This is a genomic window from Nonomuraea turcica (assembly GCF_030718205.1).
GTDB lineage: Bacteria > Actinomycetota > Actinomycetes > Streptosporangiales > Streptosporangiaceae > Nonomuraea.
This window is the reverse complement of record NZ_JAUZQF010000022.1, coordinates 176,731-192,652: the sequence shown is the minus strand read 5'-3', so window position 1 is coordinate 192,652 and position 15,922 is coordinate 176,731. Positions and strand designations below refer to the sequence as shown.

The following is a 15,922-nucleotide window of genomic DNA, read 5'->3' as shown; positions in this document are numbered from 1 at the left end:
GCCAGCCATCGTCCAAGGCGGCGGGCAGTGAGGGTTGCGAGCACAGCGTCCACGTGTATGACGTGGTCGTCCGTGAACGGGTGCCGGCCATCAGGATCCGGCACTCCGGCGGTGCGCGACTCGCCGAAGGCGTCGAGTCGCCGCACGCCGACGTCAAGGCGCTGCACGCCGCCGTCGAGGCGCGCCAGTTCGCCACGCCGCTGAGCCGCCTCGGCGGCCGGACGGTCGGTGTGATCGCCGGCAAACCGATGCGGCTCGGCGGCTGCCTCGACGCCACGTCCGCCGAGAAAGCCGCCCGCTTCGTACGTATGTGTGACGCATTCGGCGTGCCTTTGGTTGTCGTGCCTTTGGTTGTCAGGCCTCAGGCGACGGACCCGTACGCGGGCTTGCCCGCCCACTCGTACGTGACGTACACGACGCCGGCGTCGGTGGCAGACGACCCGGTGAGCTTCAGGCCGGCCGGCATGGCGCCTTCGGCGAAGAGCCGCTTTCCTTGGCCGAGGACGACGGGGAAGACCAGCAGGTGGTACTCGTCGACCAGCTCGGCCTGCTGCAGCGTCCGGAGCAGGTCGCTGCTGCCCTGGACGAGGATCACGCCGTCGGTGCGCTGCTTGAGCTCGGCGACCGTCTGGGCGGCCTCTCCCACCAGGACCTCGGTGTTGCGCCACTCGGCCGTCATCGGCGACCGCGTGGTGACGTACTTTCGCATGTTGTTGATCTGGGCGCCGCCCTCCTCGTCCGGCACGCTGGGCCAGTGCGAGGCGAGGATGTCGTACGACTTGCGGCCCAGGAGCATGGCGTCCGCGCGGTCCAGCAGGGGACCCATGATGCGGCCGAACCCCTCGTCCAGGTGCGGGGGCAACCAGCCTTCGTGCGGGAAACCGTTGGACGGGTCCTCTCCGGGCCCGCCGGGAGCCTGCATGATCCCGTCCAGCGTCACGAACGTTCCGACCACGAGCTTGCTGGCCATCTGTCGATCCTTCTCTCGAGGTGAGGGTGCTTTCTTACCTGCGCCTTCAGCCTCGCAACACCCCGTTACGGAATCCTTAATGCTTTCCTACGGAGCAACGAGCAGGGTCCGCGGGCGGCAGCACCGCGTAACCAACGAGGGCCCGTCGGGAGTGCGACCATAGACACGGGCAACGAGCAGGGTCCGCGGGCGGCAGCACCGCGTAACCAACGAGGGCCCGTCGGGAGTGCGACCATAGACACGGGCAACGAGCAGGGTCCGAGGGCGGCAGCACCGCGTAACCAACGAGGGCCCGTCGGCACGGGACCGGGTCAGACGGCCGCGTGCAGCCAGCGGACCGGGGCGCCGTCGCCGGCGTACCTGAACGGCTCCAGCTCCTCGTCCCACGGGCGCCCGAGCATCTTGTCGATCTCCTCCTCCAGCACGCACCGCCCCTGGCCCGCCATCATCATGGCCGCGCGGAGCCGGTCCTCGGGGATCATGATGTCGCCGGAGACGCCGATGACCGCGGTGAAGGCGCCGAGCGTCGGCGTATAGGCATGCCGGGAGCCGTCCACCCCGGGTGAGGCGTCCTCCGTGATCTCGAACCTGAGGCGCTGCCAGCCCATCAGCGAGGAGGCGATGGCCGCCGCGATGCCGGGACGGCCCTCCCACTCCGCCTGCGCCCGCACGACATTGGGCGCGGCGGGTTGCGGAGTCCACGTCAGATCTACGGGCACGCCAAGGACACCCGCGACTGCCCATTCGATGTGAGGGCACAGCGCGGGCTGAGCCGAGTGGACGTAAAGGACGCCACGAGCAGACACCGGACCTCCCGTTTCGGTACGAGGTGCGCCTTCCCCAACGGCCTCGTCCCGGGATGATCACAAGTGACTAGGGAGAGACTACCGTCGGTCGCTACTCGACACCAGAGGGGGGCCATACCAAGTTGGTGCGTGACACCTGATACAGGCGGGATACATACCCGGCCATGGAAATGCAATCTGTCGGCGAGGCCTTCATCCGGCCAGGTCAGCTGCTCATCGACCGCAGTGCCCTGTCCGCGACGGCCCGCTGGACCCAGGCCGTCTCCGAGGCGGACGGGGTCTGCGTCGTCCACCTGGCGCCCGGCGTCGATCCCTGCGAGCTCACGGCCGAGCTGCGCGGGCAGGGGCTCAGAGCGTCGCCGAACCATGTCCTCCGCGGCCAGCCGCTGTTCTTCGGCGGTCCGGCGTCCAGGCCGTTCCCCGCCCCGCCCATCTCGTACAAACCGGGCAGGACCCGGTCGGAGGTGACGGTGGGCCTGCTCGACACCGGCATCGCCAAGCACCCGTGGTGGTCGGGCACCGACTGGTACGGCCAGGTCGGCCCGGACGAGGCCGACGCGTCCGAGGGTCAGCAGGCCGGGCACGGGACGTTCCTCGCCGGCCTGCTGACGCGCAGCGCGCCCGGCGCGGCCCTGCGGGTGGGGCGGGTGCTGGACGGCGACGGCATCGGCGATGAGGCGTCCATCGTGCGCGCGCTCCACCGCCTGCGGGAGCGCCCCCCTCAGGTGCTCAACCTGTCCTTCGGCGGCCACACCTTCGACGACCGCACGCCGCCGCTGCTGGCCGACGCCATCGCCGGGCTGACCGACACCGTGACGGTGGCCTGCGCCGGCAACACCGCCTCCGATCGGCCGTTCTGGCCGGGTGCACTGCCCAGCGTGGTCGGCGTGGCGGCGCTGGACGCCGCGCAGGCCGGCCGGGCCCCCTACTCCGGTTACGGCACATGGGTGGACGCCTGCGCCCGGGGCGACTGGCTGACCAGCAGCTATCTCGACACGGAGGACTTCGGTGGCTTCGCGGCGTGGAGCGGCACGTCGTTCGCCACCGCCCTGGTGGCGGGGACCATCGCGGACGCGGCCAGGAACGAACCGGCGAAGGAGGTCGTCCGCCGGCTTCTCGACGGCGAGGGCACCCGGCAAATTCCGGATCTGGGAGTGCTCATCCCGTCGAGTCTGTAGAGTTTACGCTCAGTTCCCAGTCGATCACGGATGGGCATCATCGCCTCTCCGTGCCGGGTGAGAGGAGGCCGCGTGCAGCGCGATCCGGCGGAGCTCGTCCACGCCGCGGCCGAGGGCGACCGGTCGGCGTGGGAGGAGCTCGAGTCCAGGTTCGGGCCGCTCATGTGGGCCGTGGCCCGCGCGTGCGGCCTGAGCCCGGCCGATGCGGCGGACGCGGTCCAGGGCTCCTGGCTGCGTCTGCTCCAGCACCTGGACGGCATCAAGGACCCGGCGGGGGTGGGCGGGTGGCTCGCGACCACCGTGCGCCGCGAGGCGCTGCTGCTCTTGCGCAAGGACCGCCCGCGGGTCCTCTCCCCCGCAGTCGTCGAAGACCCCGACCCGGCCACCGCCGTTCTGGAGACGGACGGCAGGCAGCTGCTCTGGAAGTCGGTCTCCGCCCTGCACGAGCCCTGCCGCACGCTGCTCCAGCTGGTCGCGATCGATCTCGGGACCCGGCAGACGGCGATGCGGCTCGGACTGCCCATGGGCAGCGTCGGCCCGACCAGGGCCCGCTGCCTGGAGAGACTGCGCACTTTGATCTCGGCACAGGAGACGGCGCGATGATCAACGACGAATACTTTCTGGCCGCACTCCGGCTCGCCGCCGGCAACGACCCCATCCCGAGCCATGTGTCGGCCGCCGCGCGGGACGTCTACGGGCTCCGGGTTCCCCGGGCGCGGACCGCCGGCCCCGTCGAGTGCGCAGGGGTCCGCAGGAGCTCGGGCACACGCGACGACGACGGCTCGCACGTGATGCGCTTCGTCACGGGCGGTCTCACCTTCGATCTGGAGATGACGGTGGGCGACGGGCTCATCGACGTCGCCGGGCAGGTCGTCCCCCACCCGGGCGAGGGCACCCTCGTCGATGTGAAGACCCCGCATCTCACGCTGACCACGCGCATCACCCACAACGGCCAGTTCGCCGCCACCGGCCTGCCTCCCGGCTGGGTCAGCGTGGTGTGCCACCGGCCCGGCCACGTGCCCGTGCAGACCATGTGGGTGCGCATCAGGCCCTGACCGCCCCCGTGACCGGGACTCCCGGCCGTTTCGATCAAGGCCCGCCCATGAGGGACACCTCGGAGGAACTCGACCCGCTCGTCGCGGCGGCCGAGGCCGCCATGCTGCGTTCACTGGTCGATCCCGGTCACGCCATGCACGCGGGCCGCGTCGTGCTCGCGGCGGCCCGCCGTACCGGATCTTCCGACGCCGCGGCGATCGCGCTCAGGGCGATGGCGCTGGCCGCCCGCGAGCTGGGCGATCTCGAGGGCGCCGAGCGGCACCTCCGGCAGGCCATCGCCACCCCGGGAGCCTCGCGGGAGCGGGTGGCGCAGGCCCGGCTGTCCCTCGTCACCGTGCGCACCGAGCGCGGTCATCCTGTCCAGGCCCTGCGCGTGGCCGCTCTGGCGTGGGCCTACCTGTCCCCGCTCGACCGTGCCAAGCTCGATACCCAGCGCGCCGTTGCGCTGGCCCACCTCGGCCGGCTACAGGAGGCCGTCGCCGCGTGCGACCGCGCGCTGCGAGCCCTGGCGGGCGCGCCCGGCACCCTCGACAACCGCAGGTTCCTGGCGGGCGGCCTGCTCAACCGCGGCCTCGTCCACTCCTACCGGGGCGACTGGAATGCCGCCATGCGCGATCTCACCGCCTGCCTGCAGATCTCCCAGCATGCCGGGCTGCGTCACCTGGCCCGCCTGTCCGCCGCCAACCTGCCGTTCCTCGCGGTACGGCGGGGCGACATCGCCGAGGCGTTCCACCACTACCGGGAGGCCGAGGACACCCTCTTCGGCTATCCCGAGCGGCTGGCCACCATGCGGGCCGACTTCGCCGGCGCCCTGCTGGCCGCCCACCTGCCCGGCGAGGCCAGGGCCATGCTGGACCTCGCCGTGCCCGATCTGGAGACCTGCGGGGCCCGGGCGGCGCTGGCCGAGGCGCGGCTGAAGCTCGCCCAGGTGGAGCTGCTGATCGGCGACCCGCACCGAGCGCGAGCGGTGGCCGAGCAGGCGGCGGGCGAGCTGGCCGCGCAGGGCCGCACCTCGTGGCTGCCACTGGCCAGGGAGGTCGTGCTGCGCTCGCGCCTGGCACTCGAACCCGTCACGCCCGCACTGGTCGCCGAGCTGATCGCGGGCGCGGACGAGCTGGAGGACGGAGGCGCCCACCTGGCGGGTGCGGCGGCATTGCGCCTGGTGGCGGCCGAGGCGGCACTCTCCGTCGATGATCATCCGACGGCCTCCGCGCAGCTGGCCCGCCTCACCCGGCACGCCGAGCTCCCCGGGCGCGGCGAGCGGTGGGCGCCCGCGGGCGCCCGGCTGACCTCGCTCGCGTCGGAGCCGCAGGCCAGGCAGCTGGCGCGGGCGTCGCAGATCCCGGTCCCCGTACGCCAGCACGCGCTCGCGATGGAGGCGGCGCTGCAGGAGGACATCCCCGGAGCCTTCCTGGCCGTCCGCGACGGGCTGGTCGAGGTGAGCGTGCAGGTGGAGACGTTCGCCGACCCGTCGCTGCGGGCGCACGTCGCCAGGGCCGGGGAGCGGCTTGCGGCGTTCGGGCTGGGGCTGGCGGTACGCGCCGGCGGGCCGTGCGACGTGTTCGAATGGGCCGAGCGATGGCGGGCCGTCACGGCGCCCGCCCATGCCTGTGCGCTGGCGGACCCCGAACGGGTGCGGGCCGAGCTGGGGCGGCGGACTCTGGTGGAGTTCGTGGTGGACGGGGACTCGCTGCTGGCGGTCATGATCGCCGGGGAGCGGGTGGTGCTGCGGCGGCTGGGGGCCGTGCGGGCGGTCGAGGAGGCGATCGTCCGGCTGCGTTACGCCGTCCGCAGGCGGTCGGAGGCGCGAGAGCGGCCGGATCTGCGGCGCGACAAGGATCTCCAGATCGTGGCCGGGGAGCTCGAGCAGCTGGTGTTCCGGCCTCTGGCGGCCGACCTGGGCGACGCGCCGCTGGTGGTGGTGCCGGTGGGCGCACTGCACACGCTTCCGTGGGGTGCGCTGCCGTTCCTGCGCGGGCGCCCCGTGAGCGTGGCGGCCAGCGCGGCCTCCTGGGTGCGGGCACGGGAAGGCGCTCGCGGGGCCGGGCCTCCCGCCGTGGCCGCGGCGGCCGGACCGGCGCTGGCCCACGCGCAGGCCGAGGTGGCGCACGTGCTGGCCTGCCATCCGCGCGGGCGCGAGGTGCCGGGGCGCACCGAGCCGGTGCTGAACGCGCTGGCGGTCGCGGATGTGCTGCATCTGGCGGCGCACGGGGTGTTCCACGCCCGTAGTCCGCTGGTGTCCGGGATCACGCTGGAGGACGGGTCGCTCATGGCGTACGACCTGCTGAACGTGACGCGATCGCCGGAGCTCGTGGTGCTTTCCGCCTGCAATTCGGGCATGTCACGAACGCCGATGGAGGGGGCTCCGCTGGGGCTGCCGGGGACATTCCTGGCCAAGGGGTCGTCGTGCGTGATCGCGGGCATGGTGCCGGTGCAGGACGAGGCGGCGCGGGCGGTGATGAGCATGTTCCACGAGCTCGTCGCGGCCGGGCAGCCGCCGGACGCGGCACTGGCGCACGCCTCGGCCAAGACCGGGGTGTACGAGTTCACGTGCTTCGGAGCCGGCGACCGCCCGCTGTATCAGCCGGTGGCGACAGGTCTCGAAGGATCGGCGACCCAGTTGGACCAGGAGCCCACGTAGAGGGCGGCGGGCAGGCCCGCCACCTCCAGCGCGAGCACCTCGTGGGCGGCTGTCACCCCGGAGCCGCAGTAGGCCCCCGCCCGGACCCCCTCACCCACGCCCAGCTCCGCGAACCTGGCCCGAAGCACGGCGGCATCGAGGAATCTGCCGTCGGGCCCGACGTTCTCCGTGGTGGGCGCGCTGACGGCCCCGGGAACATGCCCGGCCACGGGATCGACCGGCTCCACGTCGCCCCGATACCGTTCCGCCGCCCTGGCGTCGAGCAGCACGCCCTCGGCTGCCACGTCGGCCGCCTCGCCGGCGGTCAGCACCGGCATGCCGCCCGGCCGCGCCGTGAAGTCGCCCTCCTTCACCGCCGGCGCCTCCTTCGTGATCGGCAGGCCGGCCGCGCTCCACGCGGACAACGCGCCGTCCAGCACGCGGACGTCCTGGTGACCGAAATACCGCAGCGCCCACCAGGCCCTGGCGGCGACGGTGGAGCCGACGTCGTCATAGACCACCACCGGCCGGTCCTCGCGGACCCCGAGGCGGCGCATCGCGCTCTGGAACGCGTCCGGCGCAGGCAGCGGGTGACGTCCGTCCGCGCCGGGAGGGGCCGCCAGATCGGTGTCGAGGTCGCAGTAGACGGCGCCCGGGATGTGGCCTTCCCGGTAGAGCTCAATCCCGGGCGGGCCGCCCAGCCGCCAGCGAACGTCCAACAACGCCACGTCGCCGAGCGCCGCGAGCCCGTCCGGGCTGATCAGCGGACTCGGCGGCGAGCCGGTCGGGCTCGTGGGCGGATTGGTCGGCGAGCTCGTCACGTGCGTACCTCCAACAGCGGGATGTTCTGCTCGGCCGGCGTCATCGAACCGTGGTAGCCGGTGAAGAGGGCCTCGATCGGGTTCGCGCTCGGCGCGATGATGGCCAGGCCGGTGTAGGGGACGGCCACGACGTCGCCGATGCGCTCCAGCCACGCCTCGCGCACCCGCGGCCCGAACCAGCCGGACTCGGCCGCCTCCTGCCTGGACACTACCCATGCCTTGCCCTGGAAGACCTCGCGCCACGCCTCCAGCACGTGCGGCGCGGCGCCGGGCTCGGCGTAGATGTGCCTGGCCCTGGCCTCGCCGCCGATCAGCGCCACGCCTTCGGCCAGCTCGGGCGTGGTCTCCGCGTCGACCTTCTCGGTGGCGTTGACCATGCCGTGGTCGGCCGTGATGTAGAGGGCCGAGCCGGGTGGCAGTCCTTCGGCCAGCCGCTGGGCCATGTCGTCCACGATGGCGAGCTGCCGCAGCCATTCCTCGCTGCCCCAGCCTGCCAGGTGCCCGGCGGAGTCCAGATCGCCGTAGTAGACCGTGACGTGCGCGGGCCGCTCGCGCATCGCCTGGTGCGTCCGGGCGACGCGCTCGTCCACGGTGTCGGCCGCCACGTAGCGCACGCCCCGGTAGACGGCCCTGGTGAGGCCGGTGCCCTCGAACTCGGCGGGGGCGACGTAGGCGGGCTCGATGCCGGCCCGGGCGGCCCGCTGGTAGACGGTCGGAGCCGGCTGCCACTGCTCGGGGTCCATCGTGAGGCCGTCGGGCATCGTCCACCGCAGGCAGTTGAACAGATGTCCGGTGCCCGGCACGGCCAGCGTCAAGCCCAGCATGCCGTGCTCGCCCGGCGGCAGGCCGGTGCCCAGTGAGCAGAGGCTGGTCACGGTGGTGGCGGGGAATCCGGCCGTGAGCGTCCTGCTCTTCAGCCCGGACAGGAACGGCGCCGCCCCGGCGTGCGCCCGCAACAGCTCCGCTCCCAGGCCGTCCACCAGGAACAGGCAGATCCGCTCAGCGGGCGCCAGGACGAGGGGCGAATTCAGCGTGCCGGGCGTGCCGGGCTCGTTCGGCGTGGTCGGAACGCTGGGAACGGACTCAGGAACGCTCGGGTCGCCGTCGTGCACTCCCAGCGCGGCCAGCAGCGCACCAGGCAGATCCGCCAGCGACCCGCCGCCATATCCTGGCACCAGCATGCCCCTCATCCTAGGCATCTGTCCGTGTTCAGGGGGATCGCGGGCCTCTCCGTTTTCGCCGGGGATCTCGCCCGCTTCTTTACGGCCGGCCAGGTTACCCGCACTCGCCGTCGCCGGTTTCCGCCTGTCATGGCCGGTCGTGAAGGCTCACGGGGTGCTCGCCGTGACGAGCGCATGCTTGACCTGCGTCTTCGCTGACATCTTGGCCATCGTCTTCGTGTCCGCCCGGCTGACGGGCGTGGTGGCGCAGGCGGCCGCGCCCGGCCGGAACGCGTCCGGCGCCGGAGGAGAGCGGGTCAGGCGGCGGCGCGGGCGGTGGCCTCGGAGAGGGACTTGGCGAAGGACAGGACGTGGGTGACCGCTTCCGGGCCGTCGGCCGCCTCACTGACCCTGAGGGACAGGTCATCGGCGGTGATCGCCCCCGTGTAACCGTGGTCGGCCTCGCAGTTTTCGTCGCCGCACGTGGCCGGCTCCAGGTCCACGTGGGAGATCGCACCCCAGCCGATGGTCAGCGTGACTTCCGTGGGCGGCACGCCCGGGACGTAGGAGGCGGGGTCGGGCACGACGCGGGTGACAGCGACCGATTGGATGCGGCTCAGGCGCACGGCCTCCGTGGTCGTGGAGGCGTGGGACGTCGAGACGCCCTCCACCGCGGGGTGCTCGTCGGTGTGGCAGACCAGCAGCCGTGTCGTGGTCAGCACCAGCACGGTGACGTGCCTGCGCACCTCCATCGCAGGATCGAACGTGGCCTCATGGTGGACCACGAACGCGGTCACAGCTTCCTTGCCCAGCGCGGATTCGACCGCATCGGTGACGAGGTCGGGATAGTAGCCGCTGCGCTCGATCGCTTCACGCAGGCCCGCGGCTGAGACTCGGGTTTCCCTCATGGGTCCATCCTGCCAGGGCCGGGCAGTACACTCACCCGCCGGATATAACGCTCTATAACGTCTTTAGATTGGTAACAAAGGCCACTTCGGAGCACTGGCCTCACTTTGCCTTCACCTCCGGGGCGCGGTCATGACAGGCGGCGCGGGCCGCCGTCCAGGCGCGGGCCCGCCGGTGTGCGGAGGGTGGCGCGGGCGCCGAGGATCATGGCGTCGGACTCCCCTACGAGCACCTGGTCCAGGTCCAGGCGGGCCACCTCAGGCAGGTCGTTGGCCAGTCGGCCGACGCGTACGAGCAGCTCCTCCAGGGCGTCGACCGCCACCGGCGGGTAGCCGTATTCGCCGAAGAGCAGCGGCGTGGCGCGTACGGAGCGCACCAGCGCGGCGGCGTCCTCCCTCGTCAGCGGCGCGAGGCGGAACCCCTGGTCGAGGAGGAGCCGTGCGGTCACCTCACCCAGCCCGAACGACACCACCGGGCCGAACGCCGGATCCTCGATGACGCCCACCACGGTGGGCACAGCCGGTTGCGGCGCCATGCGCTGGACGGCCAGCCGCACCTTCTCGCCCAGCTGGTCGGCGAACTCGGCGTACGCGTGGCGCACCATCTCCGGGCCCGCCAACCCCAGACGCACGGTGCCCGCGCGGCGCGAGGCGCCCGGGTCGGCGACCTTCAAGACCACGGGCCACCCGAGGCGCTCCGCGGCGGCCACGGCCTCGTCGGGCGAGCGCACTACCTCGGCGGGCCATACGGTGAGGCCGTAGCAGGACAGCAGCTCCGTTGCGTCGATCTCGACCGGCGGTCCCGGCTCCGCGAAGACCACCGGCCGCGGGCGCGCGGCGGCGGCCCGGTCCGCTCTCGCCGGCGCTGGCGCCGGGTCGGCAGCAGCCGTCTCACCAGTCCCGCCGGCCCCTGTGGCCGCGCCCGCCGACGCCCCGCCGACCTTTTCGGGCGACGCCCCGCGAGCCTCTTCCGCCGATGCCCCGCCGGCTCCTTCCGGCGACGCGCTCGCGGGGCCGGAAGCGCCATACGACGCGACCGCCGGCGCGCTCGCCTGTTCCTGCAGTCCGCCCACGGGACCGGAGGCTGCGCCCGACGCCGGCTGACCAGCCGCCTTGTCCGTTGGGGCGGTGCCCGAGGCGGGCGTCGCCTGGGCGGGCGCCAGAGTGTCCGGATCCGCTGGGGTGGTCGTCAGGAGGGTGTGGACCAGGGAGCGGGCGCGGTCGGTGTCGATGTCGTCGAGCTCCGGCGGCGGCATCGCCGGTTGCGCGCGCCACGTGGCGTACCGCACCACGTGGGCCAGCGCCCGGACCGCCTCCTCGGGGGCCGCGTAGGAGGGGATGGATCCCCGCCCGGGCGTGGCCTGCGTACCGGCAGGGCCTTCCAGCCGCAGCGCCGGATGCATGCCCAGATGGCCGCGGAACGTCGTCAGCACCGGCTTGGGGACGTCCTTCGACACCCGTACCAGCTCGGCCGCCACCGCCTCGGTGTCACCGGCAAGGGGCGGCATGTAGATCACGACGGCGGCGTCCACGTCGGGCGAGGCGAGCTCGCCGGCGAGCGCCGTACCGAACTCCGAGGCTCCCGCGGCCGGCCCCAGGTTGACCGGCGGCCGGGGTTCGAGCCCGGCGGCGCGGCAGACGTCGGCGGCGAGCAGCCCGAGCGCGTCGGAGTTGGTCACGAGCGCGACCCTGGGCCCGGCGGGCAGCGGCTGGTAGGCCAGCAACTGCCCCACGTCGAACAGCTGGATGAGGTCGTCCACCCTGATCAGCCCGGCCTGCGCGAACAGGGAGCTGATCGCGGAGTCCGGCAGCCCGAGCTCCTCCGCCGAGTGCCCCGACGGGGTGCCGCCGCTCTTGACCACCACGATGGGCTTGCTCCGCGCGATGCGCCTGGCCAGCCGGGTGAACTTGCGCGGGTTACCCAGCGATTCGAGGTAAAGCAGGATCACCTCGGTGGCGTCGTCCTCCTCCCAGTACTGCAGGAGGTCGTTGCCTGACACATCGGCACGGTTGCCGGCGGAGACGAACGACGAAATGCCCATGCCGCGCTGCGCCACCCGCTGCAGCAACGCGGTGCCGAGCGCGCCCGACTGGCTGAAGAAGCCGACCTTGCCCCGCCCCGGCACCGTGGCGGCGAGCGTGGCGTTGAGCCGGACGGTGGGGTCGGTGTTGGCGATGCCGAGACAGTTGGGGCCGACCACGCGAAGGCCGTAGGAACGCGCGATGCGGGCCAGCTCGTCCTGCCTGGCCCGGCCGGGCGCGCCCGTCTCGCCGAAGCCGGAGGAGACCACGACCAGCCCGTGCACACCCTTCTCCGCACACTCCTTGACCACGTCGAGCACGCCCTCAGCGGGCACGGCGACCACGGCCAGGTCGACGTCGCCGTCGATGGCGGTGACGCTCGGGTAGGCCCGCACGCCCGCCACCGCGCGCACCTCCCGGTGCACCGGGTAGACGGGACCGGTGAAGTCGGCGGCCAGCAGGTTGCGCAGGACGGTCTGGCCGACCCCGCCGGGCTCGCGGGAGGCGCCGATGACCGCGACCGAGCCCGGGGTCAGCAGCCTGGCGATCGACCTGGACTCGGCCCGGTGCTCGCGGGCCGCCGTCACCTCGGCGGAGGTCTCGGTGGGGGTGAGGTCGAGCGTCATGCGGACGACGCCGTCGGCGAACTGGCTCTGGGCGGTGTAGCCGGCCTGGCGCAGCAGGCCCATCATGCGCATGTTGGCGGGCAGGACATCGGCGATGAAACGCTCGATGCCGTGCTCGCGGGCGGTGGCGGCCAGGTGCTCCAGGAGCACGGAGGCCACTCCCCTGCCCTGGTGGGCGTCCTCGACGAGAAAGGCCACCTCGGCCTCGCCCGGCCCGGTGCGGTCGTAGCGGATCACGGCGACCATCTCGGTGCCGATGGTGGCGATCAGGGCGACCCTGTGGAGATAGTCGACATTGGTGAACCGCTCGACGTCGCGGTCGGACAACCGCGGCCGCGGCCCAAAGAACCGGAAATAGATCGACTCGTCCGACAGTCGCGAGTAAAAGGCACGGAGGCGGTCCGCGTCGGCGGGCCTGATCGGGCGTACGTGCGCCGTGCCGCCGTCGGCCAGGACGACGTCGGCCTCCCAATGAGCCGGATATTGTGCCTCCACAGTCTCGAGCGTAAACCCGCATCCCACATGCCAAGACCCGGGGCCCAGTTGGGCAACGCTTGTGCATCGACTCCAGCTTGGTGTGATGGGTCCGCCCCACGAGCAGCCCGGAAGCTGTTAGTTTTGCCGTGGCCAGGGTGGACTGAAGGCAGCAAGGTGGTGACATCATGACGCGGGTCGTCGTGGTGGGCGATCTCATGACCGACGCGGTCGCGCGCGCCCGTTATGCGCTCGCCAGGGCGAGCGACACCCCGGCGATCGTGACGATGCACGGTGGCGGCTCGGGTGCGAACATCGCCTCGTGGCTCGCCGTCGAGGGTGCGGAAGTGGCCTTCATCGGCCGCAGAGGCGCCGACATCACCGGGCGAAACCGCGACATGGAGTTGATGGGCTACGGCGTGGACGCGCGGCTCGTCATGGATCCCGAGCGGCCCACCGGCACCTGCGTGGTGCTGGTCACACACAAGGGCGAGCGCACGATGCTCTCCGACCCCGGCGCCAACGCCGCGCTGTCGCCTGAGGACTTGCCGCGCGACCTGTTCACCTCGGGCTCGCACCTGCATCTTTCGGGCTACACGCTGATCAACGAGGGCTCGCGCGACGCCGGTCTCGCGGCGCTCGACATGGCCAGGCGCGGTGGGATGTCGATCTCGGTGGACTGCGCCTCGTCCGCGCCGCTCGAGCGTACCGGGGCCGAGCCGTTCCTGGAGTGGACCAACGGCGTCAAGCTGCTGTTCGCCAATGCCGACCAGGCGAAGGTGCTGACCGGCCGCGATGACCCGGAGGCCGCGGCCAAGGTGCTGACGGCGTGGTTCCCGCAGGTCGTGATCAAGCAGAACGCCGAGGGCGCGCTGTGGTTCAGCAACGGCCGCCCCGAGCCGGTCCACGTGGCCGCCGAGCCGGTCGACAAGATCGTTGACGGCACGGGGGCGGGCGACGCGTTCTCCGCCGGCTTCCTGCCGCCGTGGCTGGAGGGCAAGCCGCCGGCCGAAGCGCTGGCCTCGGGATGCCGGCTGGCGGCCAAGGCGATCATGCATTTGGGCGCTCGTCCGCCCTTCTAGACAGCTCGTCCTAGACAGGACGCCGGGCGTGCTGAACGCCGGCGTCAGCTGACGGTCGCCAGGGCCAGCGGCAGCACGGCCGGAGCGCCGGCGTGGCGGACGAGGGCGGTGGCCAGCGTCATCGTCCACCCGGTGTCGACCCGGTCGTCCACGAGCAGGACGGGCCCGCCGCACTGGGCGATCTGGGCGCCGAGGTCCTTGGGCATGGCCAGGGTGCCTCTGACCGCCTGGACCCGCTTGGCGCTGTTGAACTGCTGTCCGGGCGAGCCGGCCCGATAGCCCAGCTCCCCGAGGTTGGTCAGCCGCCCGACCTGTGCCAGCCGCTCGGCGAACGAGCGCACGAGCTTCGGCCGCGTCGCGGACGGAACGCTGACCACGGCCACCGGCCGCTCACGCCAGTCCCAGGCGGACAGCACCCGTACGACGGCCGCGAACATGTCGTCGGCCATCGGCCCGTCGTCGCCGTTGAACAGCTCTCGCAGCCGGTTGCCCCACCCGATGTCGGTCAGCCGCCCGAGCGCCCGGCCCGGCTCCGCGCCCAGCTCCGGCTTGATCCGCCCGGACAGGTCGGCCAGGCCGGTCGGCCACTGTTTGCGGGCCTCGATCTCGACACCGGGCCTGCTCAACCGCTCGCGGGCGGTTTCCACGGCCTGCGCGGCGATCTCCGGCGAGCGGTGCCTGCCCGTGCAGTTGTCGCAGCGGCCGCAGGGCCGGGCGGTCTCGTCGTCGAGGTGCCTGCGCAGGTAGTGCTCCCTGCACTCGGTCGTGGTCAGGTAGCCGAGCATGGCCTCCTGCTCGGCCCTGCGCTCGGCGGCGATGCGGGTGTAACGCTCGGTGTCGTACGCCCACGGCTCCCCGGTGGCCTCCCAGCCGCCCTTGACCCGCCGGACGGCGCCGTCCACGTCGAGGACCTTGAGCATCATCTCCAGGCGGCTGCGGCTCAGATCGACGGCGGTCTCGAGCGCGGGGGTGGACATGACACCGCCGCGTTCTTCGAGGGTCTGGAGCGTGGCGCGGACGACGGGTTCGGGCGGGAACGCCAGCGAGGCGAAATAGGCCCAGATGTCGCGGTCCTCGACACCGGGCAGCAGGATCACCTCGGCCCGCTCCACCCCGCGTCCGGCCCGGCCGACCTGCTGGTAGTAGGCGACCGGCGACTGCGGCGCCCCCACGTGCACGACGAATCCCAGGTCGGGCTTGTCGAAGCCCATCCCGAGCGCGCTCGTGGCCACCAACGCCTTGATCTTGTTGCTGAGCAGTGCTTCCTCGGCCGCCAGCCGCTCGGCCGGGTCGGTCTGACCGGAGTAGGCGGCCACCTCGTGCCCCTGCTCGCGCAGGTAGCCCGCGATCTCGTGGGCGGCGGCCACGGTCAGCGTGTAGACGATGCCGGAGCCGGGCAGCTCACGCAGCGTCTGGGCCAGCCACGCCAGCCGTTGCTCGGCCGTGGGCAGGCGTACGACGGACAGGTGCAGGCTCTCGCGCTCCAGCGGCCCACGCAGCACGAGCGTGTCGTCCCCGTCGGGCCGCAGCTCCGCGGGGAGGCGCATCTGCTCGGCCACGTCGCGGGTGACGCGGGCGTTGGCGGTGGCGGTGGTGGCCAGGACGGGGATGCCGGGCGGCAGGTCCTCGAACAGCCGCGCCAGCCTGCGGTAGTCGGGCCTGAAGTCGTGGCCCCAGTCGGAGATGCAGTGCGCCTCGTCGACCACCACGAGCCCGGCGCTCTCGGCCAGCTCGGGCAGCACGTTGTCGCGGAAGTCGGGGTTGTTGAGCCGCTCGGGACTGACCAGCAGCACGTCCACCATGCCGTCGGCGACCTGGCCGTAGATCTCCTCCCACGCCTCCGGGTTGGCGGAGTTGATCGTGACGGCCCTGATGCCGGCCCGCTCGGCGGCGGCGATCTGGTTGCGCATCAGCGCCAGCAGCGGCGAGACGATGACCGTGGGGCCCTCACCCAGCTCCCGCAGGAGCGCGGTGGCCACGAAGTAGACGGCCGACTTGCCCCAGCCGGTGCGCTGCACGACCAGCACCCTGCGCCGGTCGAGGACGAGGGCCTCGATGGCCGCCCACTGGTCGTCGCGGAGCCTCGCGTGCGCTCCGGCCAGCGCTTGAAGGCGTTCCTCGGCCTCTTGCCGCAGCATCCCGGCATCTGGGGCGTCAATCATGCACCCTTGTTACCACCTTTCCCGCCGTGGTTCGCGCTCC

The 15,922-nt window shown here is 72.5% G+C and carries 12 protein-coding genes and 1 pseudogene; 6 read left to right on the top strand and 7 right to left on the bottom strand.

The features are described 5' to 3' along the window. Window positions 1-53: 53 nt before the first annotated feature. Window positions 54-344, top strand: a pseudogene (locus tag Q9G87_RS61385) (carboxyl transferase domain-containing protein); the annotation flags it as partial. Between the two features lie 17 nt (window positions 345-361). Here Q9G87_RS61385 and Q9G87_RS44075 read toward each other — a convergent pair. Both Q9G87_RS44075 and Q9G87_RS44070 read right to left on the bottom strand, forming a co-directional pair. Beyond that, window positions 362-970, bottom strand: coding sequence for a dihydrofolate reductase family protein (locus Q9G87_RS44075; RefSeq protein WP_305922591.1), 609 nt, complete (start codon window positions 968-970; stop codon window positions 362-364). A 311-nt stretch (window positions 971-1,281) separates the two neighbouring features. Continuing rightward, window positions 1,282-1,776: a DUF3145 domain-containing protein gene (locus tag Q9G87_RS44070; protein WP_305922590.1), complete on the bottom strand. Its 495-nt coding sequence runs from the start codon at window positions 1,774-1,776 to the stop codon at window positions 1,282-1,284. A 164-nt stretch (window positions 1,777-1,940) separates the two neighbouring features. On the opposite strand from Q9G87_RS44070, the gene Q9G87_RS44065 reads away from it, so the two are divergent. The 4 genes from Q9G87_RS44065 (at window position 1,941) to Q9G87_RS44050 (ending at window position 6,651) form a co-directional block, all read left to right on the top strand. Further along, a complete protein-coding gene (locus tag Q9G87_RS44065; RefSeq protein ID WP_305922589.1) occupies window positions 1,941-2,954 on the top strand; it encodes a S8 family peptidase in 1,014 nt (337 codons plus the stop codon). A 72-nt stretch (window positions 2,955-3,026) separates the two neighbouring features. Continuing rightward, window positions 3,027-3,557: an RNA polymerase sigma factor gene (locus Q9G87_RS44060; protein WP_305922588.1), complete on the top strand. Its 531-nt coding sequence runs from the start codon at window positions 3,027-3,029 to the stop codon at window positions 3,555-3,557. Beyond that, window positions 3,554-4,009, top strand: coding sequence for a hypothetical protein (locus Q9G87_RS44055; RefSeq protein WP_305922587.1), 456 nt, complete (start codon window positions 3,554-3,556; stop codon window positions 4,007-4,009). Before Q9G87_RS44060 ends, Q9G87_RS44055 begins: the two co-directional genes overlap by 4 nt. Window positions 4,010-4,056: 47 nt before the next feature. Beyond that, window positions 4,057-6,651 (top strand): CHAT domain-containing protein, encoded by a 2,595-nt coding sequence (locus Q9G87_RS44050; protein ID WP_305922586.1) that lies wholly within the window; start codon window positions 4,057-4,059, stop codon window positions 6,649-6,651. On the opposite strand, the gene Q9G87_RS44045 is transcribed toward Q9G87_RS44050, so the two are convergent. The 4 genes from Q9G87_RS44045 to Q9G87_RS44030 form a co-directional block, all read right to left on the bottom strand. Next, complete coding sequence (locus Q9G87_RS44045) at window positions 6,591-7,451, bottom strand: sulfurtransferase (RefSeq protein ID WP_305922585.1); 861 nt, start codon at window positions 7,449-7,451, stop codon at window positions 6,591-6,593. The genes Q9G87_RS44050 and Q9G87_RS44045 overlap by 61 nt on opposite strands. After that, window positions 7,448-8,632 carry an alkaline phosphatase family protein gene (locus tag Q9G87_RS44040; protein ID WP_305922584.1) on the bottom strand — a complete coding sequence of 395 codons (1,185 nt, stop codon included), beginning with the start codon at window positions 8,630-8,632 and terminating at the stop codon, window positions 7,448-7,450. The genes Q9G87_RS44045 and Q9G87_RS44040 overlap by 4 nt, the downstream gene beginning before the upstream one ends. 296 nt (window positions 8,633-8,928) lie before the next feature. Beyond that, the gene (locus Q9G87_RS44035; protein ID WP_305922583.1) at window positions 8,929-9,519 is read right to left on the bottom strand and encodes a DUF5998 family protein; all 591 of its coding nucleotides are present in this window, start codon (window positions 9,517-9,519) and stop codon (window positions 8,929-8,931) included. 128 nt (window positions 9,520-9,647) lie between these two features. Further along, the gene (locus Q9G87_RS44030) at window positions 9,648-12,659 is read right to left on the bottom strand and encodes a bifunctional acetate--CoA ligase family protein/GNAT family N-acetyltransferase (RefSeq protein ID WP_305922582.1); all 3,012 of its coding nucleotides are present in this window, start codon (window positions 12,657-12,659) and stop codon (window positions 9,648-9,650) included. Window positions 12,660-12,826: 167 nt separating this feature from the next. Between Q9G87_RS44030 and Q9G87_RS44025 the strand changes: the two genes are divergently transcribed. Then, entirely contained in the window at window positions 12,827-13,720 is an 894-nt protein-coding gene (locus tag Q9G87_RS44025; protein WP_305922581.1) for a carbohydrate kinase family protein, read from the top strand. Window positions 13,721-13,764: 44 nt separating this feature from the next. On the opposite strand, the gene Q9G87_RS44020 is transcribed toward Q9G87_RS44025, so the two are convergent. Next, window positions 13,765-15,882 carry a RecQ family ATP-dependent DNA helicase gene (locus tag Q9G87_RS44020; RefSeq protein ID WP_305922580.1) on the bottom strand — a complete coding sequence of 706 codons (2,118 nt, stop codon included), beginning with the start codon at window positions 15,880-15,882 and terminating at the stop codon, window positions 13,765-13,767. Between the last annotated feature and the right edge of the window lie 40 nt (window positions 15,883-15,922).